The following is a 26,848-nucleotide window of genomic DNA, read 5'->3' on the forward strand; positions in this document are numbered from 1 at the left end:
GCCCTCCCGGCGCGGGCCCGGTCGCACGTGCTCCACGGCATCCCGGAGGCTCGACAGGCGGCGCCCCGGCGAGCAGATCAGCCCCACCAGGCCCGCCATCCCGGCTGTCCCACGAGCACCTGGCTCACGGCCGCAGCGCCTCCCGCGCCCGACCGCATCCACAGCCTCCCGGGGAAGGGGGTCTAGGAGCGCTCCAGGTAGGCCTGGGACTCCTCGTCGAGGCGGTCGGCGATGGCGGCCGCGAGCGCCCGGTGCTCATCGAGCCCGGGATCGTCCGCCACGATCCTCTCGGCCTGGCGCCGGGCGGTGGCGATGAGCTCGGCGTCGCGGGTCACGCGCAGCAGGTCCAGCCCGGAGGAGCGCCCCGACTGGGAGGCGCCCAGGACGTCGCCCTCGGCCCTCAGCTCCAGGTCGGCCTCGGCCAGGGCGAAGCCGTCGGTGGTGGAGGCGAAGGCCTTGAGGCGGTGGAAGGCGGGGCTGCCGACCTGGGCCCCGGTGACGGCGGTGCACAGGGACTCGCGCCGGCCCCGGCCCACGCGCCCGCGCAGCTGGTGGAGCTGGGACAGGCCGAAGCGCTCGGCGTCCAGGATGACCATCATCGAGGCCTCGGCGACGTCGACGCCCACCTCGATGACGGTGGTGGCCACCAGAATGGGGGCGCGCCCCGAGGCGAAGGCCTCCATGGCCTCCTCCTTCTGGGCGCTGGTCATCCTGCCGGTGAGGGTGGCCACGCCGATGCCCTCCAGGGCGGGCTCGGCGCGCAGTCGCCCGGCCCAGTCCTCGACGGCGGCCAGGGGCCGGGCGGGGGCCGGGTCGCCTCCCTCCCCGCCGTCCCGGCCCCCGCCGTGTGGCAGGGGGCCGGCACCGTGCCCGGCCCCCTGCTCCTCGGGCCCCGCGTCATCCTCCCCGGCGTCGATGCGCGGGCACACCACGTAGACGCGCCCGCCGGCGGCCACCTCCCGGGCGGCGCGCCGCCAGATGCCGGCCACCCAGGTGCTGCGCTCCCAGGGCACCAGGTGGGTGGTCACCGGGCTGCGGCCGGCGGGCGCCTCGTCCAGCACGCTGGTGGCCAGGTCCCCGAAGACGGTCATGGCGATGGTCCGCGGGATGGGGGTGGCGGTCATCACCAGCAGGTGAGGGGTGCGGCGCTGCCCGGTGGCCGGGTCGGCCGCCCCGCCGCGCTCGCGCAGGGCGTCGCGCTGGGCCACGCCGAAGCGGTGCTGCTCATCGACCACGACCAGCCCCAGGAAGGGGATCTGGACGGTGTCGGACAGCAGGGCGTGGGTGCCCACGACGATGGCCCCCTGCCCGCCCGCCAGCTCGGCCAGGATGGCACGGCGCTGGGCGGCGGGGGTCGAGCCGGTCAGCAGGTGGATGCGGGTGGCGCGCTCGGCCCCGCCCAGCATGCCCGCCTGGCCCAGGGGCCCGAGCATGGCGCGCAGGGAGTCGCAGTGCTGGGCGGCCAGGACCTCGGTGGGGGCCAGGAGGGCCGCCTGCCCCCCGCCGCCCACCACCTGGAGCATGGCGCGCAGGGCCACCACGGTCTTGCCCGAGCCGACGTCGCCCTGGAGGAGGCGCTGCATGGGCACGGTGCCGGCCAGCTCGGCGGCGAGCCGGTCCCCGACCCGCTGCTGGCCGGCGGTCAGCTCGAAGGGCAGGGCGGCGTCCAGGTCGGCGCGCAGGGAGTCGGGCCCGGGCCGGGGCCAGGCGACGGCGGTGCGGGTGGCCTCGTGGCGGGCGCGGCGCTGGGCCAGGGCGACCTGGAGGATGAGCGCCTCCTCGTGGCGCAGCCGGGCGCGGGCGGCTCGCCACTGGTGGGCGTCCTGGGGGCGGTGGGCCCACTGGTAGGCGGTCAGGGCGTCGATGAGCCCGGCCTGACGGCGGATATCCTCGGGCAGGGGCTCGGGAACGTCGTCGGGGCCGAGCTGGTCCAGGACGGTGCGCACGGCCTTGGCCACCCGCCAGGAGGGCAGGGCGTCGGTGGCCGGGTAGATGGGCATGGGGCGGGCCAGGAGCGCCTCGCGCTCGGCCCGGTCGAGCTCGTCGAGGACCTGGAACCTCGGGGAGGCCAGCTGCTTGCGGCCCTGGTGCAGGCCGACCCTGCCGCTGAGGAGGACGGTGGTCCCGGCTCTGAGCTGCTCGGCACTGGCCTTCATCTGGCCCGGGGAGCCGAAGAGGACCATGCCCATGGTCGAGGCGCCGTCGGTGACGGTGGCCTCCATGAGCGCCGGGGGGCGCCCGGAGCGGGTGCGGCGCGAGGCCGAGCGCACCACCTGGGCCTGGATGGTGGCCTGCTCGCCGTCCTTGAGCACGCGCAGGTCGGTCAGCTCCCCCCAGGTCTCGTAGCGCCGGGGAAGGTGGCGCAGCAGGTCGGCCCCGGTGCTCAGGCCCTGGGCGGCCAGCTGCTTGGCGGTGGCCCTGCCGACGAGCCGCTCCAGGGGGCGGTCCAGGAGCGGCAGGGCGCCGCGCCGCGGCGCTGCGGAGGAGGGTGGTGCCGGTGGTCTCATGCGCGGTGATGGGTTGCGGCGGCTCTACTCGATGGCGATGAGGACGTCGGGCGACTCCTGGCCCCCGGCGTGGACGGCGACCTCCAGCCCGCCGGCGGAGGCCGACCCCTCGATATCGGCCTCGAGGACCCCGCTGACCGCTCCCGCGGCACCGGCGGCCAGGACGCCCACATCGCCGCCGGCGTGGCGGCCGGTGATGACGGTGAGGAGCTCGTCATCGGGGCGCAGGGCCGAGGCGATGGTGCGGGCCACGGCCTCCGGCTCGGCCTGCGCCCCGCTCAGGCCGATGGTGCGCAGCCTGGCCGAGGCGCTCCAGGCCCGGCGCGCCAGGTCGGAGACCTCGGTCTGCCCCGAGCGCCCGGCCACGGCGACGGCGGCAGCCAGGACGCGGGCCTCGTCGTCGGTGTCGCAGACGAGCAGCTGGATGCCCTCGGGCTGCTGGGATCCGCTCTCCCCCACCGCGTGCGCGGCCGCGGCGTGGCCCGGGGCGGCGGGGCGGCCCGCTGAGGCGGCGGCCGAGCGGGCGGCCAGGAGGCGGGCGGCCTCATGGGCGGCCTCGGTGCAGGCCGGGTCGCAGGGCAGGACGATCGCCTGGGGCGCTCCCAGATCCCCCGCCGCGCGCACGATCCCGTCGCGGTCGGGGTCCATGACCACGGCGGCGCCGGAGCGGGCCAGCTGCTCGATGAGCCCCGGGGCCCGGGTGCAGGCGATGACGCCCACGCCCTGATCACGGGCGGGGGCGGCGGGCAGGCCGGCCGCCCCCGCCCGGGCGGCGGCCGGGACCGGGGGGGCCGGCCGGGGCATGGCCGCCTGGGAGGGGTGGGTGCGCACCGACTGGGCCTTGCGCTCGGCCCTGCGGGCGGCCAGGCGCTCGAAGGACACCACCCGCCCGTCGGGCCCCGAGGAGTGCGGTCCCCAGGGGGAGGGCGGCTCGGCGGTGGCCATCACCAGGGCGGTGGGGTGGAGGTGGTGGATGCAGATCTGGCGGGCGCTCCCCTGGCGGGGCAGCGCCGCCCGGGGGGTGTCGGTGTGGACGTGGACCTGGTAGAGGCCCACGCCCAGGGCATCGGGGGTGCCCACGACGCCCACCGAGTCGCCCAGCGCCTCCAGGTCGTGGCGCAGCTGCTCCGCCTGCGCCGCAGTGGCCTCCAGCAGGTACATGACCTCGAACTCGCCGCTGGACACGCCCCGGGCCGGCGAGGCCGGGCCGTGCAGGGCCCCGCCCTCGGCCAGGTCGGCGATCATCTGGCGGGCCACCGCCGTGTAGGGGGCCCGCGTCCACAGGCCCTCCTCCCCCCGGCCGGCCGGAGGCCCCGAGCCGATCCCGTCCGTGCTGGTCTCGATGGTGTCGGACAGGCAGGTCAGCAGCAGCATGAGGGCCGCCCCGCCGGCGTCCACCGGCCCGTGGCCCAGTCCCGCGGTCTCCACCACCGACTCCTGGGCGCCGAAGGCCGCGGCCGAGGCGATGGAGCCCACCGTGGCCGGGGCGGAGGGGGCCGACTCCTCCATGCCGGCCCGGGCCGCTGCCGCGGCATCGCGGGCAACGCTCAGCAGGGTCCCGGTCACGGGGCGGGAGATGGCCGCCCAGGTGGTGGAGGCCATGCGCTCGTAGACGGCCACGAGCTCGACGGGGCGCAGCCGCGAGGGGTCGGGGGCCTGCGCGCAGATGTCCGCCAGTGCGGCCAGGGCCTGGGAGATGAGCAGGCCGGAGTTCCCGCGGGCGCCCCGCACGGCGCCGTCGGCGGCGGCGCGGGAGACCTGGGCGGCGTCGGCGGCGCGGGGCAGGCGGGCCAGGGCGTCGCGGGCGGAGCGCAGGGTGAGCAGCACATTGGTGCCGGTGTCGGCATCGGGCACGGGGAAGACGTTGAGGGAGTCCACCAGGTCGCGCACCTCGGCGGCGACGTCCTCGGCCAGGGCCAACCAGCGGCGCAGCACGGCCCCATCGACGGCCTCGGGCACAGCACGGGGCAGGACCGGGCCGCTTCCGTCAGGCTGGGCCATCACCGCCTCCTCACTCATTGATCTGCGCCGGGTACCGGGCCGCAGCCACAGTCCCCGAATATTCAGGCTACCCGGTAGATTCCCGCTTGTCCCATCGGGGCTGGTCAGCACCATGGGCCCGCACGGCACTCATGTGCCTGAGCACACGCCCACGGCGCTTGGGGGCGCTCGGCGGCGTCCGCTATTGTATGCGGGTTGCCCGGCGCCTCTGCGCTGGGCGGTGGACCTAGCGCCGGGCCGGTCGGCTCGAGTGCTCAAGCATTGAAGATCAGGAGTGAGACCGTGGCTGCTGTGTGCGACGTCTGCGGCAAGGGCCCCATCTTCGGCAAGAGCGTCTCGCACTCCCACGTGCGGACCAACCGCCGGTGGAACCCGAACATCCAGCGCGTGCGTGCTCTCGTGGACGGTGCTCCCAAGCGCCTCAACGTGTGCACGTCCTGCCTCAAGGCCGGAAAGGTGACGCGCAACATCTGAGCGCCCGCCTCCGACCGGCAGCACAAGGCCGCCGCCTCCCCTGAGGCCGGCGGCCTTCGTCATGCCCGGCCGATGGCCCGGCCGCCCCTGCCCTGGAGCCCGGCTCAGGCCCGGGGCGCGGGCGGGGGAGGCAGGGGCCGCATGAAGCACACCGTCCCCTCCTGCTGGGCACTGACCAGGCCCACCGAGCGGTAGAAGGCCTCGGTGCCCTCATCGGCATCGGTGAGCAGCTGGAACTGGCGCACATGGGAGAAGCGCTCCAGGGCTGCGCGCAGCAGCAGGCCTCCCAGGCCCTGGCGCTGGGCCTCGGGGCGCACGAGCAGGTCCTGGAGCCAGGCGATGCTCACGTCGTCGCCCACCACGCGCGCCAGGCCGAGCAGGCGCCCCGTGCCCGCCTCGCGCAGGGCGCCCAGCCACAGGCTGGCGCGCACCGCCGCCTCCAGGCGCTCCGGGTGCTCGGTGTAGGGGCGCCACCCCACCGAGTCGTAGAGATCCACCAGCTCCTCACGGCGGGGAGCCGTGTGCTCCAGGCAGGTCTCGATGCTCATCGATCGCCTCCAGTCCTCCCCCGGCATCGGCCCGTGATCGCCGCCGCGCCCCATTCTGCCAGGCGCCGCGGGAGCCGGCGAGGGCGCGCCCACGGGCCGGTGGGCCCGGCCGGCTCAGCCGAAGTGATCCCATCCGGCGCCCGGGCCCGGCTCGGCGCCGTCGATGAGGAGGCGGGCGCCCTCACCACCGCGCGGGGCCCGCACCGAGCCGATGACACGGGCGCCGTCGGGGAGGTCCGGCACCGCCTCGGGCGGCACGGTGGCCAGCAGCCCGTGGTCCTCTCCGCCCGTGAGCACCCACCGGCGCGCCAGGGCGCGCGGATCCGGCTCGGGCGGGACCGCCGGCAGGCCGGCCAGCTCGGCCGCCACGGGCTCCAGGGCCTCCAGGTCCCCGGCCAGAGCGCCCCTCCCGGGCTCCTCCAGGTCGATGACCACCCCGGAGGCCCGGGCGATGCGTCCCGCATCGCGCAGCAGGGAGTCCGAGACATCCATCATCGCCCCGGCCCCGCAGGCGGCCAGGGCGGGCCCCGCGGCCAGTGGCGGCCGGGGCGCGCGGAAGACCTCCACGCACTGCCGCCCGACGGGGCTCAGCGCCCTCGCGGCGCCCTGGGCCGCAGCGCCCGCGCTGAGCAGCGCCAGGCCCGCCGCGCTGCGGCCCAGGGTGCCCGCATGCACCACGGCGTCACCGGGCCTGGCCCCGCTGCGCAGCACCGGGGCCCGCCCCTCCAGGTCGCCCAGGACGGTCACGGCGATCACCAGGGACTCCCCGGCGCTCAGGTCGCCGCCGACCACCCCGGCACCGCAGGGCGCGCAGCCCTCTGCCAGGCCGGAGGCCAGGTCCTCCACCCAGCCGGCCCTCGTCGTCATCGGCAGGACCAGTCCCACCACCAGGGCCGTGGGCCGGGCCCCCATGGCGGCGGCGTCGGCGAGGTTCTGGGCGGCCGCCCGGCGCCCCACGTCCCGGCCAGTGGACCAGGCGGTGCGGAAGTGGTGGCCCTCGACCAGCACATCGGTGCTCACCACCGCCCGCGCGTCGGGCTGGGACAGCACCGCGCAGTCATCCCCGCTGCCCACCAGCTCGCCGGGGGCGTGGGGCAGCCTGGGGGCGATGAGCGCCAGCAGGCCCTCCTCCCCCAGCTCGGCCACGGTCCGGGCGCGCAGGGCCTCAGCGGTTGACATCCGTGGAGCGCTCCAGGGCCAGCTCGATGAGCTCGGTGACCAGGGAGGTGTAGTCCAGGCCCGAGACCCGCCACATGTAGGGGTACATGGAGAAGGGCGTGAAGCCCGGCATCGTGTTGACCTCGTTGACCACCGCCTGGCCCTGGGGGGTCAGGAAGAAGTCCACGCGGGTCAGGCCCTCGGCGCCCAGCGCCTCGAAGGCCCGCGCGGCGGTGTCCATGACCAGTTCGCGCTCCCGGGGGCTGATGCGGGCCGGGCAGACCATGGCCACCGCGTCATGGGCCAGGTACTTGGTCTCGTAGTCGTAGAACTCCCCCGCCCCCTGGGAGGCGTCCATGACGATCTCACCGGGCTCGGCCACCCGCGGCGGGGCGCCATCGCGGCCCTGGAGGACGGCCACCTCGATCTCGCGGCCCTCGATGCCCGACTCCACCAGCACCTTGGGGTCCACCTCCCGCGCCGCCTCGATGGCGGCCACCAGGTCCCCGCCCCGCTCGACCCTGGTGATGCCCAGGGAGGAGCCGGCGCGGGCCGGCTTGACGAACAGGGGGTGGTCCAGCGCCTCGCAGGCCTCCAGGACCCGCTCGCGCTCACCGGCCCAGCTGCGCGCACTGACCGCCACATGCGGTGCGGTGGCGATCCCCGCCGCCCCCAGCAGCACCTTGGTCACCTGCTTGTCCATGCCCGCCGCCGAGGCCAGCACCCCGCAGCCCGCATAGGGCAGGCCCAGCATCTCCAGCATTCCCTGGATGGTGCCGTCCTCCCCGTAGGGCCCGTGGAGCAGGGGCAGGACGACGTCGACCTCCTCCAGGGCCCGGGTGCCCGTCGAGGTGCGCACCACCATCTCGCCACCGCCCAGCGGCACCGACAGCTCGCCGCGCCCCAGGCCCTCGCGGGTGATCCGCACCGGCGGGCGCGCGTCGCTGAGCTCCAGGGCGGCGGGATCGTCGTCGACCAGCACCCACTGGCCCTCGGGGGTGATGCCCACCGGCACCACCTCGTAGCGCCGGCGGTCGATGGCGGAGAGCACCCCTGCCGCCGTGGCGCAGGAGATCGTGTGCTCGCCGCTGCGCCCGCCGAAGACGACGGCGACGCGCGGCCTGCGCGATCTGGGAGCTCCTGGGGCGCTGGGGGCGCTGGCAGGTGGGGAGGCGGGGCTGTGCTTACGTGGCATGCTCCCACGCTACCGCCTCAACCGGCCTTATCCTGGCGCCGCCAGCGCATCCAGCGCATGATCATGGGATATTCAGGAGACACGATGAATCAGCAGCCCCCTGCAGCCACTGGCACGGCGCTCCCGCCCCAGCCACTGCCCGGCCGTCTCCTCGGGCGCCGCACGGTCCTCCCCGCGGCGGCGCTGCTCCTGGGCGGAGCGGCTATGAGCGCATGCGGGGAGGGAGCCCGTCCCCCGGCCCCCTCCGCCGCCGGTTCCGCCACCACCGCGCCCGGGCAGGCAGGCCCGGCAGGAACGGCCTCAGGCGGGCCGGCCCCCTCCGCCGGCCCAGCCACCGCCACCGGGTCCCTCAGCGGCAGTGATGAGACCGCCACCGCCGGGCTCCCCGCCTGGGGCGCGGGCGCGGAGGGCAGCCCGGCCTCCGAGGGCGCCGCGCTGGTCATCACCGACGTGCGCGTGGGCACCCACGACCAGGAGGGCTACGACCGCCTGGTGGTCGAGTTCTCCGGTGAGGGCGCCCCCGGCTGGCTGGCCCCGCGGTGGGCCCAGGAGGCGACGACGCCGGGCAAGGGCGAGCCCATCGAGGTCGGGGGCGATCATCTGCTCCTCATCACCGGCACCGGCGCGCTCGGCGCCCCCACCCCCGAGCAGCAGGCCCGGATGCGCAGCGGCCCCCTGGACTTCAGCGTCCAGGGCCGGGGCATTGCGGGGGCGCATGTGGACATGCCCTTCGAGAGCGAGTTCCAGGTGGTCCTGGGCACCAGCACCCAGGACTACCGGGTGCTGGCCCTTCAGGGCCCCACCCGCCTGGTCATCGACGTCGGCCACCCCGATGGGGAGGGCTGAGCCCCGCCCTGCCACTGGGGCCCGCCACAACCCGGCCCCGAGCACGAGCGGGGCCCGCCCGGCCCTATTGCTGAGGGGCGGCGTGCACGCCCTCGGCCTTGCGGGGGCGGGCCAGCAGCGCATCGGTGACCTCGGCGACGCTGGCGGCGCCCTCGACGACGGCGACCACCCCCGCCGTGATCGGCATCTCCACGCCGTGGGCGGTGGCCAGGTCGAGCACCGCCCGGGCGGACTTGGCGCCCTCGGCCACGCCCCGTGAGGCATCCGCCGCCTGCTGGGGGCTCATGCCCTGGCCCAGGTGGCGCCCGAAGGCCAGGTTGCGGCTCAGCGGCGAGGAGCAGGTGGCCACCAGGTCCCCCATCCCCGCCAGGCCGGCGAAGGTCTCGGGCTGGGCGCCCAGGGCCATGCCCAGGCGGGTGATCTCCACCAGCCCGCGGGTGATGATGGTGGCCCTGGAGTTGTCCCCCAGGCCCTGGCCGCTGGCCGCCCCCACGGCCAGGGCGATGACGTTCTTGACCGCCCCGCACAGCTCGACGCCCAGGACGTCGGTGTTGGTGTAGGGCCGGAAGGAGCCGGTCGCGCACAGGGAGGCCACGCGGGCGGCCACCCGGGGGTCCTGGGCGGCGATGACGGTGGCGGTGGGCTGGCCCGCGGCGATCTCGTCGGCCAGATTGGGGCCCGAGACCACGGCCACGCGCCCGGCCTCCAGGCCCAGGGCCTGGGCCAGGACCTGGCTCATGCGCAGACCCGTGCCCAGCTCGACGCCCTTCATCAGGGACACGGCCACCGCCTGATCCGCCAGCGCCCCGGCCAGGGGCGAGATGATGGCGCGCGCCTGCTGGGAGGGCAGGGCCACCACGACCAGCACGGCTCCCTCCACCGCCGCGCTCATATCGGTGGTCGCCCGCACCCCGGGGGGCAGGCGGTGCCCGGGGACGTAGCGCTCATTGGCCCCGGCATTGATGTCGGCGGCGATCTCCTGGCGCCGCGCCCAGATGGTGGTGGGCGTGCCCGCCTGGGCCAGGACGGAGGCGAAGGTCGTGCCCCAGGCGCCCGAGCCGATGACGGCCGCCCGCTCAGGGGCGGGCGCGCTGAGGACGGCGGGTGCGGCGACGTCGTCGGGCGCGCCGGCGCCGCCGGCCGCCCCGGGCACCATGCTCACGGGGCCTCCCCGTGCTCGGGCTCCTGCGGCTCGGGATCCGGCCGGCGCACCCCGATCTGGCCCTTGCCCGGGTCGCCGTCGTACTTCATGTCATAGGGCCGCGGCGCCCTCTCCCCGCGCAGCTGCTCGACCAGGGCGGTGATGGCGCTCATGATCTCGGCGGTGCAGGCGCGCACCGCCTCGTGGTCGGCGGTGTCGGTGCCGAAGCGCGTCAGGTCCAGGGGCGGGCCGATGAGGACGCGCACATCCTTGCGGGGGAAGGGCCGCAGTCTCTTGGAGTAGCCATCGAGGATGAGGTGGGCCCCCCACTGGCCCATGGGCAGGACGGGGGCGCCGGTGGCCATGGCCAGGCGGGCCGCGCCGGTCTTGCCGGTCATGGGCCACCGCAGCGGATCGCGCGAGAGGGTGCCCTCGGGGAAGACCATGATGGACTCCCCCGCGCGCAGCACCCGCTCGGCCTCACCCAGGGAGGAGGAGGCCGCGGAGCTGGAGCGGTGGACGGGGATCTGCCCGCCCGCCCGCAGGATGGAGCCCAGCACGGGCACATCGAAGAGCGTGGACTTGGCCAGGGAGTAGACCGGGACGTCCTGGTCCACCAGGGCGCGCATGGCCGTCAGGGAGTCCAGCTCGGTGAGGTGGTTGGCCACGGCGATGAAGGCGCCCTGGGAGGGGATGTTCTCCACCCCCTCCACCCGCTGGCGGGAGACCGCCTTGAGGAAGGGGATGATCGCCCCGCGGGAGGCGAATCGGTAGAACGGGGACATGCGTCGCGTGGTGGGCACGGCCCGAAGCCTACCGGGTCCCCAGGGGCGGCGCGGCCCCGCGCCCGACCCCAGCCAGGGCGCGGGTGGGCCGCTCAGGCCAGGCGGGTGACGGCGGCCTCCAGGGAGGCGAGCTTGAACATGAAGTTCTCGTAGCCGCGGTCGATGAGGTTGACGCCCTCGACCCGGCTGGTGCCCTCGGCGGCCAGGGCCGCGATGAGGTGGGAGAAGCCGCCGCGCAGGTCGGGCACGACGATGTCGGCCCCCGTCAGCGGGGTGGGCCCGGAGATGACGGCGGAGTGGTAGAAGTTGCGCTGGCCGAAGCGGCAGGCGGTCCCGCCCAGGCACTCGCGGTAGACCTGGATGGTGGCGCCCATCTTGCGCAGGGCACCGGTGAAGCCGAAGCGGTTCTCATAGACGGTCTCGTGCACGATGGACAGGCCCGCGGCCTGGGTCAGGGCCACCACCAGGGGCTGCTGCCAGTCGGTCATGAAACCGGGGTGGACATTGGTCTCCACCACGATGGACCTCAGGTCGCCCCCGGGGTGGTAGAAGCGGATGCCCTCGTCCCGCACATCGAAGGCGCCGCCGACCTTGCGGAAGATGTTGAGGAAGGTGGTCATGTCGCTCTGGTGGGCCCCGCGCACGAAGATGTCGCCGCGGGTGGCCAGGGCGGCGGAGGCCCATGAGGCGGTCTCGATGCGGTCGGGCAGCGCCAGGTGGTTGTAGCCGGAGAGCTCCTCGACGCCCTCGACATGGATGGTGCGGTCGGTGTCCACCGAGATGATGGCGCCCATCTTCTGCAGGACATCGACCAGGTCCATGATCTCGGGTTCGACGGCGGCTCCGCGCAGCTCGGTCAGGCCGTGTGCGCGCACGGCGGTCAGGAGCGTCTGCTCGGTGGCGCCCACCGAGGGGTAGGGCAGGTCGATGACCGTGCCGTGAAGGCCGTCGGGGGCGGTCAGCCGGATGCCCTGGACCTGCTTGTCCACGCTGGCGCCGAACTGCCTCAGGATCTGCAGGTGGTAGTCGATGGGGCGGTCCCCGATGCGGCAGCCGCCCAGGTCGGGGATGAAGGCCTCGCCCAGGCGGTGCAGGAGGGGGCCGCAGAAGAGGATGGGGATGCGCGAGGATCCCGCGTGGGCATCGATATCGGCGACGTGGGCGGACTCCACCCGGGAGGGGTCCAGGCGCAGGACGCCCTCGGCCGGGTCGTGGTCGATGGAGACCCCGTGGAGGGTGAGCAGGCCCGAGACGACGTCGACGTCCCGGATGACCGGCACGTTGCGCAGCACCGAGGGCGTGGCCCCCAGGAGCGCGGCGACCATGGCCTTGGGCACCAGGTTCTTGGCCCCCCGGACCGTGATCTCCCCGCTGAGCGGGCGGCCGCCCTCGACCTGGAGCAGACCGTCGACCATGCGTACCTCCATCGTGTGCTGTGGAAAACTGCCACCGCCGGGGCTGCCCCCGGCCGCGCAGCTGTCCCAGCATAAGCGCACCGGCTGTGGCGGGACGCCGCTCGGGCGCCCGGGCACGGGTGGCCTTGGCCTCAGGACCCAACCCTCAGCGGCGCCCTCACCCCCGGGGGCTGCTGGGCGCGGCTCCCGGGCGCACCGATGGCAGCGGCATGTGGACCACGGGCATCTCGGCCGAGCGCGCGGGCACGACCTCCTCCTTGGGCAGGTGCCTGGCCGGCAGGGTGCGGGGCTTGTAGGCCGGGCGGCGCTGCTCGTAGGCGACGATCTCCTCCTCGTGCTGCAGGGTCAGGGAGATGTCGTCCAGGCCCTCCATGAGGATCCAGCGCACGTAGTCGTCGATCTCGAAGGAGCAGCGGAAGACCCCCGCCTCCACCGTGCGCGACTCCAGGTCCACGGTCACCTCGGCCCCCGGCTCGGTCTCCAGGATCTTCCACAGCTGCTCGCAGTCCTCCTGGCCGATGATCCCGGCCACCAGGCCCTGCTTGCCGGCGTTGCCCCGGAAGATGTCGGCGAATCGCGGGGCCAGCACGACGCGGAAGCCGTAGTCCTTCAGCGCCCACACGGCGTGCTCGCGCGAGGAGCCGGTGCCGAAGTCGGGGCCCGCCACCAGCACCGAGGCGCGCTTGTAGGCCTCCTGGTTGAGGATGAAGTCGGGCTCCCCGGCCCGCCAGCCGGCGAACAGGGCGTCGTCGAAGCCGGTGCGGGTGATGCGCTTGAGGTAGACCGCCGGGATGATCTGGTCGGTGTCCACAGCGCTGCGGCGCAGGGGGGCGCCGATGCCGGTGTGGCGGATGAACTTCTCCATGATGCGACTCCTTCGTGCTCAGGCCACGGCGACGGCCGACGGCGCCATGCGGTCCGCGGCCGCGCCGCCCTCATCGAGCGGGGGCAGGTCCGCGGGGGTGGACAGGGCCCCGCGCACGGCCGTGGCCGCGGCCACCACCGGGGAGACCAGGTGGGTGCGCCCGCCCTTGCCCTGGCGGCCCTCGAAGTTGCGGTTGGAGGTGGAGGCCGCCCGCTCCCCGGGGGAGAGCTGGTCGGGGTTCATGCCCAGGCACATGGAGCAGCCCGCATTGCGCCACTCGGCCCCGAAGTCCTTGAAGACCCGGTCCAGCCCCTCGGCCTCGGCCTGCAGGCGCACGCGCGCCGAGGCCGGCACCACCAGCATGCGCACCCCCTCGGCCTTGCGCCGACCGCGGATGACCTCGGCGGCCGCCCGCAGGTCCTCGATGCGCCCGTTGGTGCACGAGCCCAGGAAGACGGTGTTGACGGCGATCTCGCGCAGCGGGGTGCCCGGGGCCAGGTCCATGTACTCCAGGGCCCGCTCGGCCGCCAGGCGCTCGGTGGCGTCGGCGATCAGCTCGGGGTCGGGCACGGCGGCGGAGATGGGCAGCCCCTGGCCGGGGTTGGTGCCCCAGGTGACGAAGGGCTCGATGTCGGCGCCCTGGAGGACCACCTCGGTGTCGAACACGGCGTCGTCGTCGGTGCGCAGGGAGGACCAGTACTCCACGGCCGCGTCCCAGTCCTCGCCCCGGGGGGCGTGGGGGCGGTCGGAGAGGTAGTCGAAGGTGACCTGGTCGGGGGCGATCATGCCGGCGCGGGCGCCGCCCTCGATGCTCATGTTGCAGATGGTCATGCGGGCCTCCATCGACAGCGCCTCAATGGCCCTGCCGCGGTACTCGATGACGTGGCCCTGGGCGCCATTGGTGCCGATCCTGGCGATGATGGCCAGGATGATGTCCTTGGCGCCGCTGCCCGGGGGCAGGTCGCCCTCGATGGTCACGCTCATGGTCTTGAAGGGCGCGATGGGCAGGGTCTGGGTGGCCAGGACGTGCTCGACCTGGGAGGTGCCGATGCCGAAGGCCAGGGCGCCGAAGGCGCCGTGGGTGGAGGTGTGGGAGTCGCCGCACACCACGGTGGTGCCCGGCTGGGTCAGCCCCAGCTGGGGGCCCACGGCGTGGACGATGCCCTGGTCGGCGTCCCCCAGGGAGTGGATGCGCACCCCGAACTCCTCGCAGTTGGCGCGCAGGGTCTCGATCTGGGCCCGGCTGGTGACATCGGCGATGGGCAGGTCGATGTCCAGGGTGGGGGTGTTGTGGTCCTCGGTGGCCAGGGTCAGGTCGGGGCGGCGCAGCCTGCGCCCGGCCAGGCGCAGGCCCTCGAAGGCCTGGGGGCTGGTGACCTCGTGGACGAGGTGCAGGTCGATGTAGAGCAGATCGGGGGCGCCGTCACTGCCCTGGGACACGATGTGATCGCGCCAGACCTTCTCCGCGAGGGTCATTCCCATCGCACGCACTTCCTTCCGTTGACAGGTCGTTGACAGGCCGCTCGAGCCGCCCCGGCCCCGACGGCGGGCCGATCGGCCCCGGGGCTGAGCGGGCGCTGCGCGTCGGCCACCATTAGCATGGTGGCCAGGATGCTGACACCGCGCCACCTCTAGTTGGAGGAGACTACTTGAGGTCTCACCTCCTGGAATGGGAGTATCAGAGTATGGACAGTTCGATCGAGAGCGAGAGCAGTGGCGTCGGCGTCATCGACAAGGCCTGCCTCGTGCTCAACGCCCTGGAATCAGGCCCGGCCACCCTGGCCCAGCTCGTCACCACCACGCACCTGGCGCGCCCCACCGCCCACCGCATCGCCGTGGCCCTGGAGTTCCACCGCCTGGTGACCCGCGACGCGCACGGCAGGTTCACCCTGGGGCCCCGGCTCAATGAGCTGGCCGCCGCCGCGGGCGAGGACCACCTCCTGGCCGTGGCGGCCCCGATCCTGGCCGCGCTGCGGGACAAGACCCACGAGTCCGCGCAGCTCTACCGGCGCCAGGGGGACGTGCGCATCTGCGTGGCCAACGCCGAGCGGCCCATCGGCCTGCGGGACTCCATCCCGGTGGGCGCCACGATGTCCATGCAGGGGGGCTCGGCGGCCCAGGTGCTCCTGGCCTGGGAGGAGCCCGACCGCCTCCATCGGGGCCTGGTGGGCTCCCGCTTCAACGCCACCATGCTCTCAGCGGTGCGGCGCCGCGGCTGGGCCCAGTCCGTCGGCGAGCGCGAGCCGGGCGTGGCCTCGGTCTCCGCACCGGTGCGCGGCGCCGGGGGGAAGGTGGTGGCCGCCATCTCCATCTCGGGCCCCATCGAGCGCATGGGCCGCCAGCCCGGGCGCACCCACGGCCCCGTGGTCATGGCGGCGGCCCGGCGCCTGTCAGAGGTGCTGCGCAACGAGGACTGAGCGCGCACGGGGATGGGGGCTTGACGGCCGGAGAGGCAGCCCGGCCGGCCTGCGCCCCCGGCGTTCCGCGCCCCACCACCGCGGCGGGCCATCGGGAGGCGCGCCTCAGCGGCGGCGCAGGGCGATGGCGCGGCGGTAGGCCTCCACATTGCGCTCCACGACATCGCCCCACTGGAGCGGGGGCGCGACGGCGTAGTTGTGCTCCTTCATGCGCGCCAGCAGGGCGGGGTCCTCCAGCAGGGCGGTCAGGGCCGAGGCCAGCCCCGCGTCATCATCGGCGAGCAGGCCCTCCACGCCGTCGGTGATGAAGTCGGCCACCCCCGAGGAGCCCAGCGCCACCACGGCCAGGCCGGCGGCGCGGGCCTCCAGGACACTGATGCCGAAGGAGTCGGCCGGGGAGGTCTGCAGGTAGATGTCGGCCCGGGTGAAGGCGCGCGCCAGCTCGCTGCGCTCCAGGCGGCCCACCAGGGTGATGCGATCGGCCACGGGGCTGTCGGCGGCCTCCTGGGCGAGACGGTCGCGCAGGGGCCCGTCGCCGTACATCTCCAGGACCGCATCCGCGCCGCTGCGCTCCACAGCCGCGGTGAAGGCCCGCACCACCTGCAGGGGGCGCTTGCGCTCGATCCAGCGCAGCGAGGCCACCACCCGCAGTGGCCGTGGGCCGTCCGGCCCGTCTGGGCGCTCCAGGCGCCAGTGGTCCAGGGTGATGCCGTTGGGCAGGACCGTCACGCCCCCGCGCGCCCCGGCGCGCTCCACCTCGCGGGCCAGCATGGAGGACACCGCCGTGATGTCGGCGATGCCCCGCCAGCGGCTCACCGGGCTCAGGGGGCCCAGCGCCGCCCCGGCGCGGGCCCAGGGCCCCAGGACGCAGTGGAAGGTCACCGCCAGGGACAGGCCCTGGCGCCGAGCCGCGGCGATGCCCGACCAGGCGAAGGGCGAGACGATCCCGACGTGGGCATGGACGACCTCGGGCCGCCAGCGCTCCATGACCGCCTCGATCTCCCGGCGACCCCGGGGATGGACGGGCAGTTCGCCGGGAAGGGGCACCGTGGTGCGGAAGACCGGGAAGCCGTCGGGGCCCTCCACGCTGCGGCCCCGGCCCGGGCCGTCGGGGGTGGCGGTGACGACGGCGGGCTCGTGGCCCGCGGCCAGGAGGTTGCGGGCCAGGTCGCGCACCTGGGTCTCGATCCCGCCCAGGCGCGGCGCATAGCAGTCGGAGACGATGAGGACTCTCACGCCGCCAGTGTGCCACGCGCCCGCGGCGACCCTGGCCGCACCCGCCGCTCCCGGCTGGGCTCAGGCGGGCTCGCCCCGCCCGCCCGCGCGCAGCTCGGCGATGGCGGCCTCGAAGTCCTCCAGGGAGTCGAAGGAGGAGTAGACCGAGGCGAAGCGCAGGTAGGCGATCTGGTCGAGCTCGCGCAGGGGACCCAGGATCGCCAGGCCCACCTCGTGGGAGTCCACGAGCGCCTGGCCCCCGGCCCGGATGGACTCCTCGACCTTGTGGGCCAGCAGGGCCAGGTCGTCATCGGAGACGGGCCGGCCCTGGCAGGCGCGCCGCACCCCGGTCATCACCTTCTCCCGGCTGAAGGGCTCCACGGCGCCCGAGCGCTTGCACACCGACAGGCCGGTGGTCTCCAGGGTGGTGAAGCGCCGTCCGCACTGCTGGCACTGGCGCCGACGGCGGATGGAGGCGCCGTCCTCGGCGGTGCGGGAGTCAACAACGCGCGAGCCGTCATGGTGGCAGAAGGGGCAGTGCACGCGGACATCCTCCGATTTCATGGCCTCGCGGTCACTGGGAGGTTAAACGCCCACCTCCTCCAATAGCAAGGGGCCGGTCATAGGTGGGCGGGAATTGATCACCAGGGGCTCCCGCGCGCCTCGCCCGCTGCCGCCGCCCGGCCCGGCGGCCCGGGACCGAAGGACCACGCGGGGCGCGCAGGGCGCGGGAGCGGAGCACGCGGGTGGGCGCCATGGCGCACCATCAGGGGGCGGAGGCTGTTGGCGGACGGAGCCAGCACGTAGGCTGGCCCCGGGCGGGCGACAGCACAGTCCGCCAGTCGATCCCATCGAGGAGTATGAACCGTGTCCGACCGCATCACCAACACTGCTGAAGGCTCCTACCCGACCTCCCGCTCCGGTCGCCCCTCCAAGGTCGCCATCATCGGCGCAGGAGCCGTCGGCTCCACCCTCGCCTACGCCTGCGTCACCAAGGGCGTGGCCCGTGAGATCGTGCTGCAGGACATCGCCAAGGAGAAGGTGGAGGCCGAGGCCCTGGACATCGCCCAGGGCATCCAGTTCACCTCCGCCGGGGCGGTCTCGGGCTCCGATGACCCGGAGATCTGCCGGGATGCCGATGTCATCGCCATCACCGCCGGGGCCAAGCAGAAGCCGGGCCAGTCCCGCCTGGAGCTGGCCGGGGCGACCGTGGGCATCATGGAGAAGATCCTCCCCAAGCTCGTCGAGGTCGCCCCCCACGCGATCTTCCTGCTCGTGGCCAACCCGGTGGATGTGGTCACCTACTGCGCCAAGAAGATCACCGGCCTGCCCGAGAACCAGATCTTCGGCTCCGGCACGGTGCTGGACACCGCCCGCATGCGCTACCTGGTCTCCCTGGAGACCGGCACCGCCACCCAGAACATCCACGGGTACATCGCCGGTGAGCACGGCGACTCCGAGGTCCCGCTGTGGTCCTCCACGGAGATCGGCGGCGTTCCGATCACCCAGTGGGGCGCCACCCTGGACGGCGGGGAGTTCGACGAGGCCAAGCGCGAGCGCATCGCTCACGATGTCGTGCGGTCGGCCTACCGGATCATCGAGGGCAAGGGCGCCACGAACTACGCCGTGGGCCTGGCGGTCCAGCGGATCATCAGTGCCGTCCTCAACGACGAGCAGCGCGTGCTCACCATCTCCCCGCTGCTGGAGGACTGGCACGGCATCTCGGATGTGTGCATGGCCGTTCCCACCATCGTGGGCCGTGAGGGCGCCGGTCGGCGCCTGGAGCTGCCGCTGACCGACGGGGAGCACGAGGCCCTCAAGGCCTCCGCGGACCACCTGCGCGAGGTCGCCCGCGGCCTGGGCTACTGAGGAGGCATCCAGCGGCCATCGGCGGCTGACGAGCCTTTGACGAGCCTTCGACGAGCCTTCGACCATGACCGCAGACGGGGCCCGGACGCCTTCCGCGTCCGGGCCCCGTCGATGACCGCCCAGGCCTACAGGGAGCGCAGGACGGTGACGACCTTGCCCATGATCGTCGCCCGGTCGCCGTCGATGGGGGCGTAGTCGGGGTTGCGCGGCAGGAGCCACTGGTGGCCGTCGCGCCGGGAGAGCACCTTGACCGTGGCGCTCGCACCATCGACGTCCTCGATGAGCGCGGCGACGATCTCACCATTGGCGGCATCGGCCTGGGCGCGCACCACCACCCAGTCGCCGTCGCAGATCGCGGCGTCGATCATGGAGTCGCCGTGGACCTCGAGCATGAACAGATCCCCCCCGCCGGTCAGGCGCCGCGGCAGGGCCATGACATCGGCGACCTCCTGCTCGGCCAGGATCGGGCTTCCCGCAGCGATGCGCCCGACCAGCGGCACCGCCACGGCCTGCCCCGCCTCGACGCCGGGCAGGGCGTGCAGCGCGCCTGAGCGCCGGCCCTGAGATCCAGGCCCACCGGGGCCCCGGGGCGGGGCGGGGGGCTCCTCCCGCCCTCCCGGCAGCGGAGGCGCCGGGGAGGGGGAGACGACCTCCATGGCCCGCGGGCGCTTGGGGTCGCGGCGCACCAGGCCCAGCCGCTCGAGCTTGTCGAGCTGGTGCTTGACCGAGGAGGGGCTGGTCAGGCCCACCCGCGCACCGATCTCCCGCAGCGAGGGCGGGTACCCGCGCACCGAGACGGCCTCGCGCACCGCCTCGTAGACGGCCAGCGCCCGCTCATCCAGGTCGCTCAGGATCTCGGCGACGGCGGGCGCGGCCATCCCCCCTGCCGCTCCCTCATCCACTGTGGCGCTCATCTCCCCGCCTTCCCCGTCCTGCCCCGGCCATGTCGCCCCTGAGCGCGACGACGGCGCTCGGAGCCGTGCTCTCGTGTCGGTTTTCGTGTCGGTGCCCCGTGGTGGTCTTGACGCATCAAGCCTAGAGGCTGGACGGGCGCAGTTCAAACACCTGTTCGAAGAGATGCTGGACGCCCCCGCCTCCAGGCAGTAGTCTATCGAACAGATGTTCGTCGAACATACGTTCAGGAGGAAGACATGAGCGCCATCATCGCCCCGCCCCGGCCCACGAGGCGGCTCGACTCGGACCGCATCTCCCCCGCCCTGCCCAGTGCCGGGAGCCCCGCGGAGTCCTCCTCCCACAGACCCGCGCTGCGGCTCGTGCCGGGCACCGGGGCGCAGGAGTCGGCAGCCCCGGGGGGCGCAGGAGCACTGCCCGGCCCGGTGCCGCACCCGTGGGGCGGCAGCCGCCCCACGCGCCACCTGCGCCTGGTCGCCACTGCCGCGATCGGCACCATCGCCGGCGCGGGAACCGGAGCGGTCGCCGAGGTGCGGCACGCGGCTGCGGCCCCGGTGCCGGGCGACCCGCGGCCCTCGCGCTCCCCCGCAGCCCCACTCCCAGCCAGTGCCGCCTCGCCGCTGACGCCCGCCGGGGCCACGGCGCCGGTCCACCGGGCCGGGCCGCCCCGACGCCCCGGCCCGCCCCTGCCCCTGCGCGAGCGCGGCCCCCGCCCGGCGGGCGACGGGCGCAGCGGCGCGCGGCACAGGAGCGCCGGGCAGGGGGCCACCGGGATCGACTCGCGCCCCGACCAGCCGCGCAGGACCCCGGCCACGGGCCTGCGGGAGGGCTCCCGGAGGGCGGTGGCCGGCAGCATGGCGGAGGCGGGCAGGGCGGCGCGCCTGGCCCCCAACCACCCCGCGGTGCGCTCATCCAGGCGCCGATCCCAGCAGGGCCCCGCTCTCAGCGCCCGGGGCGCGCGGGCACTGCCCGGCTGCGAGCAGCGCAGGCCGCCGCACTCCCCCGCCGCCCAGGCTCCCGCCCTGCCCCGGCCGGTGCGCCGCTTCATCGCCGCCCTGGGCGCCTGCCTGGTGGCCATCGCGGTGATCTCCTCAGGACTGGCCCTCTCCGGCCTGGTGGGCACCGAGCCCATGCGCACCACGACGACGGTGGTCCAGCCCGGGCAGTCCCTGTGGGAGGTGGCCTCGGCCACCGGCTCCCCGGACGTGGCCCAGACAGTGGCCACCATCGTCGAGCTCAATGATCTGGACAGCCCCACCATCCGCGCCGGCGAGACCCTCACCATCCCGGTGCACTGAGGCGGCCGCGCCCCACCGGGACGGGGCCGCATGCGGCAGCCGGGGCTCAGTCCTGGGCGGCCAGGCGCTCCAGGGCGCCGCGGACCACCGCAGGGTCCGTCGTCGGCCACAGGGCGGGCATGGAGCGGGTGAGGAATCCCGAGTAGCGGGCGGTGCGCAGCCGGGAGTCCAGCACCGCGACCACACCGCGATCACTGGCCCGGCGGATGAGCCTCCCGGCGCCCTGGGCCAGGAGCAGGGCGGCGTGGGTGGCCGAGACGCTCATGAATCCGTTGCCGCCCGCAGCATTCACAGCCTCGGTGCGCGCCTGGGCCACCGGGTCGTTGGGACGCGGGAAGGGAATGCGGTCCATGACCACCAGGCGGCAGGTCCTCCCGGGCACATCCACCCCCTGCCACAGGCTGAGCGTGCCCACCAGGCAGGCCCGCTCATCGGCCGCGAAGGCCTCCACCAGTGCGGGCAGGCTGTCCTCCCCCTGGGCGTGGACCGGCAGATCAGTACTGCCGCGCAGCACCTGCGCCGCCTCCTGGGCCGCCTGCCGCGAGGAGAACAGCCCCAGCATGCCGCCCTGCGAGGCCTCGGCCAGGGACAGCATCTCATCAAGGGCCGCCTCGGAGATCCCCGCGGCGGGCCGGGGCAGATGGGCGGCCACATAGAGGATGCCCTGGCGCGGGTAGTCGAAGGGGGAGCCCACATCGAGGCCCTCCCAGGGGTGGCCCGCCAGCGCCAGCCCCAGGGATCGGGCCACCGGGTCGAAGCTGCCGCCCAGGGCCAGGGTCGCCGAGGTCAGGACCACCGCCCTGTCCGACAGGAGGGCATCGGCCACCGGCCGTGCCACATCAATGGGTGCGATGAGCAGCCGGGCCGGGTCATTGCCCATGCGGGGCCGCTCCACCCAGGCCACATCGCGGCCCTCGGCCACCGAGTCCGAGACCATCCTCTCCACGGCATCCAGCAGATCCCCCACCGCGGTGCGGGCCAGTGCCAGGCCACCGGCACCGGCCGCTGCCTCGGCCCCGCCGCGCTGGCCGGCGGTTCGGGCCTGCTCGCGCACATCCGCGGCCACCCGGCGGGCGGCGGCCTCCAGCACCACGAGGGCATCCCCCAGGACCGCGGGCACCCCGCCCTCCAGCCGGCCCTCCGGCATCCCGGCCAGCACCAGCTGGAGCTGCTGGCCGGCGGCCTCCAGCTCTGAGACCAGCACCGAGGCGTGCTTGCGCGCCGTGGCGGCAGTGCGGGCCACCGCCGCCGCGGAGAGCATCACCGTGCCCTGGGAGCGCACCCGGTCAGCCAGCTCATGGGCCTCATCGACCACCAGCACCTCGTGCTCGGGCAGCAGCCCCGGGTTGCCCGCCGCCACGACCCCCAGCATGGCGTGATTGGTGATCACCACATCAGCCTGGGCGGCCCGGGCCCGGGCCGCCTCCGCGAAGCAGTCCCGCCTCAGGGGGCAGGAGGCGCCCAGGCACTCGCTCCTGGCCACCGAGACCTGGGCCCAGGCCCGGTCCGAGACCCCGGGCACCAGATCGTCGCGGTCACCGGTGCTGGTGCGGGCCGCCCACTGCCGCAACCGCACCACCTGCTCCCCCACGCCGGCCTCACCGCCCTCGCCGACCGCCGGCCGGGCCACCGCCAGCCCGGCGTCGAACAGAGCGCCGTCATCCTCGGGGTACCCGCCCTGGAGCCGGTGGAGGCACAGGTAGTTCTGCCACCCCTTGAGCAGCGCCGTCACCGGGCGGGTGCCGCTGACCCGCTCCACCGCCTCGGCCGCCAGCGGGGCGTCCTTGACCAGGACCTGCCGCTGAAGGGCCAGGGTCGCGGTGGAGACCACCACCCGCTGCCCGCCGGCCACCGCGTGGACCATGGCGGGAACCAGGTATCCCAGGGACTTGCCCGTCCCGGTGCCCGCCTGGACCAGCAGATGGGAGCCCTCCTCGATGCTGCGGCTCACCCGGGCGGCCATGGCCGCCTGCCCCTGGCGGGGGCTGCCGCCCAGGCGCTCGACGGCGGCCTCCAGGGCCCCCAGCACCTGCGGCTCGTGCTCCCCGGGCGGGGGCGCCGTGGTCGCCACCGGATTCTCAGGCCTCCGCCGGTGGGGCGCCGGCCGACTCGAGCTCGGCCGCCAGGGATGCGCCGACCCGGGCCACGAGCCTGGTGCCGTGGTCGGAGTACTCGATGGTGTCGATCTCGCCCTCGGCATGCACCCGGGAGACCAGGTCGCCGCGCGAGTAGGGCACCACCAGGTCCACCGTCACCTCGGGGCGCGGGAGCATCTGGTCGATGCGCTCGCGCAGGGCCTCGATCCCCTCCCCGGTGCGCGCCGAGACCGCCATGGCACCGGGCAGGCGCGTGCGCAGGGCGGCCAGGGTGACGGCGTCGGCCAGGTCGGCCTTGTTGAGCACGATGAGCTCGGGGACCTCCAGCGCTCCCGGGATCTGCGAGAGCACTGTGCGCACGGCCGCGACCTGGCCGACCGGGTCGGGGTGGGCGGCGTCGACGACGTGCAGGAGCAGGTCGGCACCGGCCACCTCCTCCAGGGTGGAGCGGAAGGCCTCGATGAGCTCGTGGGGCAGGTTGCGCACGAACCCGACGGTGTCGGTCAGGGTGTAGACGCGCCCATCAGCGGTCTCGGCCCGGCGCACGGTGGGGTCCAGGGTGGCGAACAGGGCGTCCTGGACCATGATCCCGGCGTCGGTGAGCCGGTTCATCAGCGAGGACTTGCCGGCATTGGTGTAGCCGGCGATGGCCACCGAGGGGATCCCCCCGCGGCGCCGGGACCCGCGCTTGGCCTCCCGGGAAGGCTCCATGGCCTTGATCTGCCTGCGCAGCTTGGCCATGCGCTCGCGGATGCGGCGCCGGTCCAGCTCGATCTTGGTCTCGCCGGGGCCGCGCGAGCCGATCCCCTGGCCCCCGGCCACGCGCCCACCGGCCTGCCGGGACATCGACTCCCCCCAGCCGCGCAGGCGCGGCAGGAGGTACTCCAGCTGGGCGAGCTCGACCTGGGCCTTGCCCTCCCGGGATTTGGCGTGCTGGGCGAAGATGTCCAGGATAAGGGCAGTGCGGTCCACGACCTTGACGCCCACGGCATCCTCCAGGGCGCGGCGCTGGGAGGGCGCCAGCTCGCCGTCGACGATGACCGTGTCGGCGCCCGAGGCCGCCACCATCTCCGCCAGCTCGCGGGCCTTGCCGCTTCCCAGGTAGGTGGCCGGGTCGGGGTGGTCGCGCCTCTGGATGAGGGCGTCGAGGACCTCCGAGCCCGCGGTCTCGGCCAGGGCGGCCAGCTCGCGCAAGGAGGTCTCGGCGTCCTGGGAGTCCTGCTCCTCGCGGGCGGTGGTGGGGCCCGGGCCCGGGGCGGCCCGCCGGGCGGGCAGGTCCAGGCCGACCAGGACGACCCTCTCCAGGCGGACCTGGCGGTACTCGACCTCGGAGACGTCCTCGAGCTCGGTGGACAGCCCGGCCACGCGCCGCAGGCCGGCGCGCGCCTCGCGCTCGATGGCACCGTCGTCGACCTCGCCCGGGCCCTGCCGCCCCCTGGGCGGGACGGCGGAGGCGGTGGACTCCAGAGCGGTGCCCGTGCGCGACAGGACACGGGCGACGATGTCCTCGGCCGTCGTCGCGCGTGCCGGGACCGTGGAGTCGGTGGAGTCGGCGGAGGCCATGGGCATGACGGGGTCAGGGGTGGGGCGGTGGGTCACGGGGGGTTCCTTCTCATGAGCAGGTGCGTCGGCCCGCTCCCGGGCGGGAGGGGGCGGCCCGGGGGCCGTCGGGCCGGCAGGGGGCCGGGGGTCGTGTGCCTGCGGCGTCACAGGCCGCTCAGCGCATGCGAAGGATCCACATGGGGCAGGACTATAGCCCCCCGGCACCGCAGGAGGCCAGTCCGGCCCGGGCGCGCGCCTCGAGGCGCTGGGGCGGCTCGATACCCTGGGCGCTGTGAGTCACGCCCCCGCCGCTGATGAGCGCTCGTCCGCCCCCGCACCCTCCCTGCGCAACACCCTGGTCACCCGCCAGGGCCACCTGGTGATGGCCATGCTCGTGGTCGAGCTGCTGGCCGGGATGCAGATCTACATCAACCAGACCGTCCTGCCCCTGCTGGCCACCGAGCTGCACGCCCGCAGCCACTACGGGCTGGTGACGGCGGCGGCTCAGGTGCCCACCTTCCTGACCATGCCGCTGGGCGGGGCGATGCTGGCCCGCTGGCGGGCCGATCGGCTCATGACGGCGCTGACGGCCCTGCTGGTGGCGGGGGCGGTCCTGGGCGCTCTGGCCCCGGGCATCGAGGTGTACGTGGCGGGGGAGATCCTGCGGGGCCTGGCGGCCGGGGCGCTGGCCACCGTGTCGATGGGCGTGCTCGTGGCGGGCCTGCCCGATGCCTGGCGGCGCCTGTTCCTGGCCGTGGGGTCGGCGACCTGGGTGGTCTCCTCCCTCCTGGGCCCCGCCTACGCCGCCACCATCTCCGAGCTCTACGGCTGGCGCTGGGCGCTGGTGGCCTACATCCCCCTCCTCATCGGGGCGAGGCTGGTGATGTCCCGTGAGATCCGCGGCCTGCGAGTGGGCCAGGAGGAGGGCGCCACAGCACCATGGCCGGCGGCGCTGGCCCTGGCGGGCGGGGTGGGGGCCATCGGGGTCCTGCCCGCGGCCAGCCCCTGGTTCTGGCCGGGCTGCGCCGTGGGGGTGGCGGCGGCACTGTGGGCCTGCGCGCGGGTCTTCCCACCCGGCACGCTGCGCCTGGCCCCGGGGCGACGGGCCGGGATCGCGACCCTGGCCTGGGTCTGCACCGCCTACCTGGCCCTGGACTACCTCGTGGCCCCCGCGGCCCACGACGTCCTGGGCCTGGACGCGGACATGATCGGCTGGGCGCTGACGACGGCGGGGGTGGCCTGGTCCGTGGTGGCCATGTGGAGCGGCTCCAGGCCCGCCCGGGCGCCTGGCCGCTACATGCGCAGGATCCGCCTGGGAGCGGTGTGCTTCGTCGTCGGCGGGCTGGTCATGGCGGAGGCCTTCCACGGGCAGGCGCCCTGGTGGTGCCTGCACGTGGGCTTCACCCTGGCGGGGGCGGGCATGGGCCTGACCCACCAGGACACGATCATCCGCTGCGTGAGCCAGCCCCCGGCGGAGGGCGACCGGGCCGGGGACGGCATCTCCGAGGCCCGCTCCGCCACCTCGGTGACCATCGCCTCGGCGGCGGGCGCCGCCACCCTGGGCACCCTGGCGGCCGCCTTCGTGGCCCCCACCGATCTGGGGGTGGAGCAGGACCGGCTGGTGGGGATCGTCCTCGTCCTGGTGGTCCTGCTGGCGGCCACCCCGCTGCTGGCGCGGCGGGCGGCCTGAGCCACCCCGCCCCTCCTGCTGCACATCTTCACCGGCCGGCCTCCTGCAGGAACCGCATGATTCCGGCAGTGCTGGGCCGGCTCGCCAGCTGCAGGGCCGTGAAGATGTGCAGCACGGGGGCCGTTGCACATCTTCGGACCCGGATCCGGCCCAGGACCCCGGGTTCTGCGCATGATGGCGTTGGGGGCCCGGTTGAAGATGTGCAGCGCGGGAATGGCGGCGGATGGGGGGCGGTAGCCTGGCGGGTGTGAGCGAGCAGCACTACTTCAGCCCCGCGCCCCCGGCTCCCGCGCAGGAGCGATCTCACCGCCTCCTCATCAACGGCCACCACTACGAGGTGGTCACCGCCTCAGGCGTCTTCAGCGCCGATCGCCTGGACAAGGGCACCCAGGTGCTGCTGGACCATGCCCCCCTGCCCCCGCAGGAGGGGACCCTGCTGGACCTGGGCTGCGGCTGGGGGCCCATCGCACTGGCCCTGGCGCAGGCCTCCCCCGGGGCGCAGGTGCTGGCCGCTGATGTCAACGAGCGCGCCGTGGAGCTCACCGCGCGCAACGCGGAGCGCGCGGGCCTGGGCAATGTCAGGGCCTGCGCGGCCGATGACCTGCTCGACGAGCTGCGGTCCTCTGGCCGGAGGGTGGACCTCATCTGGTCCAACCCGCCGGTGCGCATCGGCAAGGCGGCCCTGCACGAGCTGCTGGGCACCTGGCTGGCCCTGCTGTCACCGGGCGGCGAGGCCTGGCTGGTGGTGGGCAGAAACCTGGGCGCTGATTCCTTGGCGCGGTGGTTGACCGGCCAGGGCTGGCCCACGACGAAGGAGGCCTCCTCCAAGGGCTTCCGGGTGCTGCGCGTCGCCCGTCCCGAGGGCTGACGCCGG

22 protein-coding genes are annotated in these 26,848 nt (G+C 74.8%); 7 read left to right on the forward strand and 15 right to left on the reverse strand.

The features are described from left to right. Positions 1-182: 182 nt before the first annotated feature. A complete protein-coding gene (locus tag J5X07_RS05455; protein ID WP_208478964.1) occupies positions 183-2,438 on the reverse strand; it encodes an ATP-dependent DNA helicase RecG in 2,256 nt (751 codons plus the stop codon). A gap of 93 nt (positions 2,439-2,531) precedes the next feature. Beyond that, positions 2,532-4,508 (reverse strand): DAK2 domain-containing protein, encoded by a 1,977-nt coding sequence (locus J5X07_RS05460; protein WP_208478923.1) that lies wholly within the window; start codon positions 4,506-4,508, stop codon positions 2,532-2,534. A 282-nt stretch (positions 4,509-4,790) separates the two neighbouring features. Between J5X07_RS05460 and rpmB the strand changes: the two genes are divergently transcribed. Next, positions 4,791-4,982: a 50S ribosomal protein L28 gene (gene rpmB, locus J5X07_RS05465; protein ID WP_124933394.1), complete on the forward strand. Its 192-nt coding sequence runs from the start codon at positions 4,791-4,793 to the stop codon at positions 4,980-4,982. Between the two features lie 104 nt (positions 4,983-5,086). On the opposite strand, the gene J5X07_RS05470 is transcribed toward rpmB, so the two are convergent. From J5X07_RS05470 to J5X07_RS05480, 3 genes are all read right to left on the reverse strand, one after another. After that, positions 5,087-5,530: a GNAT family N-acetyltransferase gene (locus J5X07_RS05470; protein ID WP_208478924.1), complete on the reverse strand. Its 444-nt coding sequence runs from the start codon at positions 5,528-5,530 to the stop codon at positions 5,087-5,089. 114 nt (positions 5,531-5,644) lie between these two features. After that, positions 5,645-6,709 (reverse strand): thiamine-phosphate kinase, encoded by a 1,065-nt coding sequence (locus J5X07_RS05475; RefSeq protein ID WP_208478925.1) that lies wholly within the window; start codon positions 6,707-6,709, stop codon positions 5,645-5,647. Continuing rightward, the gene (locus J5X07_RS05480; RefSeq protein WP_208478926.1) at positions 6,696-7,883 is read right to left on the reverse strand and encodes a D-alanine--D-alanine ligase family protein; all 1,188 of its coding nucleotides are present in this window, start codon (positions 7,881-7,883) and stop codon (positions 6,696-6,698) included. The genes J5X07_RS05475 and J5X07_RS05480 overlap by 14 nt, the downstream gene beginning before the upstream one ends. An 84-nt stretch (positions 7,884-7,967) precedes the next feature. On the opposite strand from J5X07_RS05480, the gene J5X07_RS05485 reads away from it, so the two are divergent. Continuing rightward, complete coding sequence (locus J5X07_RS05485; RefSeq protein WP_208478927.1) at positions 7,968-8,729, forward strand: AMIN-like domain-containing (lipo)protein; 762 nt, start codon at positions 7,968-7,970, stop codon at positions 8,727-8,729. A gap of 64 nt (positions 8,730-8,793) precedes the next feature. On the opposite strand, the gene J5X07_RS05490 is transcribed toward J5X07_RS05485, so the two are convergent. From J5X07_RS05490 to leuC, 5 genes are all read right to left on the reverse strand, one after another. Further along, positions 8,794-9,891 (reverse strand): NAD(P)H-dependent glycerol-3-phosphate dehydrogenase, encoded by a 1,098-nt coding sequence (locus tag J5X07_RS05490; RefSeq protein WP_341769411.1) that lies wholly within the window; start codon positions 9,889-9,891, stop codon positions 8,794-8,796. After that, positions 9,888-10,655 (reverse strand): lysophospholipid acyltransferase family protein, encoded by a 768-nt coding sequence (locus J5X07_RS05495; protein WP_124933508.1) that lies wholly within the window; start codon positions 10,653-10,655, stop codon positions 9,888-9,890. Before J5X07_RS05495 ends, J5X07_RS05490 begins: the two co-directional genes overlap by 4 nt. A gap of 92 nt (positions 10,656-10,747) precedes the next feature. Next, on the reverse strand, positions 10,748-12,070 hold the full coding sequence (gene murA / locus J5X07_RS05500; protein WP_124933399.1) for a UDP-N-acetylglucosamine 1-carboxyvinyltransferase: 1,323 nt from the start codon (positions 12,068-12,070) through the stop codon (positions 10,748-10,750). A 157-nt stretch (positions 12,071-12,227) separates the two neighbouring features. Next, positions 12,228-12,935 (reverse strand): 3-isopropylmalate dehydratase small subunit, encoded by a 708-nt coding sequence (gene leuD / locus J5X07_RS05505; protein ID WP_208478928.1) that lies wholly within the window; start codon positions 12,933-12,935, stop codon positions 12,228-12,230. 18 nt (positions 12,936-12,953) lie between these two features. Continuing rightward, entirely contained in the window at positions 12,954-14,417 is a 1,464-nt protein-coding gene (gene leuC / locus J5X07_RS05510; protein ID WP_208478929.1) for a 3-isopropylmalate dehydratase large subunit, read from the reverse strand. Between the two features lie 203 nt (positions 14,418-14,620). Between leuC and J5X07_RS05515 the strand changes: the two genes are divergently transcribed. Beyond that, entirely contained in the window at positions 14,621-15,352 is a 732-nt protein-coding gene (locus J5X07_RS05515; protein ID WP_124933402.1) for an IclR family transcriptional regulator, read from the forward strand. A gap of 105 nt (positions 15,353-15,457) precedes the next feature. On the opposite strand, the gene J5X07_RS05520 is transcribed toward J5X07_RS05515, so the two are convergent. Together J5X07_RS05520 and nrdR are read right to left on the reverse strand one after the other, a co-directional pair. Further along, positions 15,458-16,588 carry a glycosyltransferase gene (locus J5X07_RS05520; protein ID WP_208478930.1) on the reverse strand — a complete coding sequence of 377 codons (1,131 nt, stop codon included), beginning with the start codon at positions 16,586-16,588 and terminating at the stop codon, positions 15,458-15,460. A gap of 60 nt (positions 16,589-16,648) precedes the next feature. Continuing rightward, entirely contained in the window at positions 16,649-17,110 is a 462-nt protein-coding gene (nrdR, locus tag J5X07_RS05525) for a transcriptional regulator NrdR (RefSeq protein ID WP_124933404.1), read from the reverse strand. 324 nt (positions 17,111-17,434) lie between these two features. Here nrdR and J5X07_RS05530 point away from each other — a divergent pair, with 324 nt between their 5' ends. Next, positions 17,435-18,436, forward strand: a complete 1,002-nt coding sequence (locus J5X07_RS05530; RefSeq protein ID WP_124933405.1) for an L-lactate dehydrogenase — start codon at positions 17,435-17,437, stop codon at positions 18,434-18,436. A 125-nt stretch (positions 18,437-18,561) separates the two neighbouring features. On the opposite strand, the gene lexA is transcribed toward J5X07_RS05530, so the two are convergent. Next, entirely contained in the window at positions 18,562-19,350 is a 789-nt protein-coding gene (gene lexA / locus J5X07_RS05535; protein WP_124933406.1) for a transcriptional repressor LexA, read from the reverse strand. Positions 19,351-19,587: 237 nt separating this feature from the next. Between lexA and J5X07_RS12915 the strand changes: the two genes are divergently transcribed. After that, the gene (locus J5X07_RS12915; RefSeq protein ID WP_243896508.1) at positions 19,588-20,646 is read left to right on the forward strand and encodes a LysM peptidoglycan-binding domain-containing protein; all 1,059 of its coding nucleotides are present in this window, start codon (positions 19,588-19,590) and stop codon (positions 20,644-20,646) included. 46 nt (positions 20,647-20,692) lie between these two features. Here the strand turns inward: J5X07_RS12915 and J5X07_RS05545 are convergent, their stop codons facing one another. Continuing rightward, positions 20,693-22,717, reverse strand: a complete 2,025-nt coding sequence (locus J5X07_RS05545; protein WP_481736487.1) for an ATP-dependent DNA helicase — start codon at positions 22,715-22,717, stop codon at positions 20,693-20,695. Positions 22,718-22,724: 7 nt separating this feature from the next. Further along, positions 22,725-24,305 carry a GTPase HflX gene (gene hflX, locus J5X07_RS05550; protein WP_208478967.1) on the reverse strand — a complete coding sequence of 527 codons (1,581 nt, stop codon included), beginning with the start codon at positions 24,303-24,305 and terminating at the stop codon, positions 22,725-22,727. A 271-nt stretch (positions 24,306-24,576) separates the two neighbouring features. Between hflX and J5X07_RS05555 the strand changes: the two genes are divergently transcribed. Beyond that, a complete protein-coding gene (locus J5X07_RS05555) occupies positions 24,577-25,974 on the forward strand; it encodes an MFS transporter (protein ID WP_341769412.1) in 1,398 nt (465 codons plus the stop codon). A gap of 223 nt (positions 25,975-26,197) precedes the next feature. Further along, a complete protein-coding gene (locus tag J5X07_RS05560; protein ID WP_124933407.1) occupies positions 26,198-26,842 on the forward strand; it encodes a class I SAM-dependent methyltransferase in 645 nt (214 codons plus the stop codon). Positions 26,843-26,848: the final 6 nt, after the last annotated feature.

Origin of the sequence: Actinomyces bowdenii, assembly GCF_017592395.1 — a bacterium.
In the GTDB taxonomy this organism is placed as follows: Bacteria; Actinomycetota; Actinomycetes; order Actinomycetales; family Actinomycetaceae; genus Actinomyces; species Actinomyces bowdenii.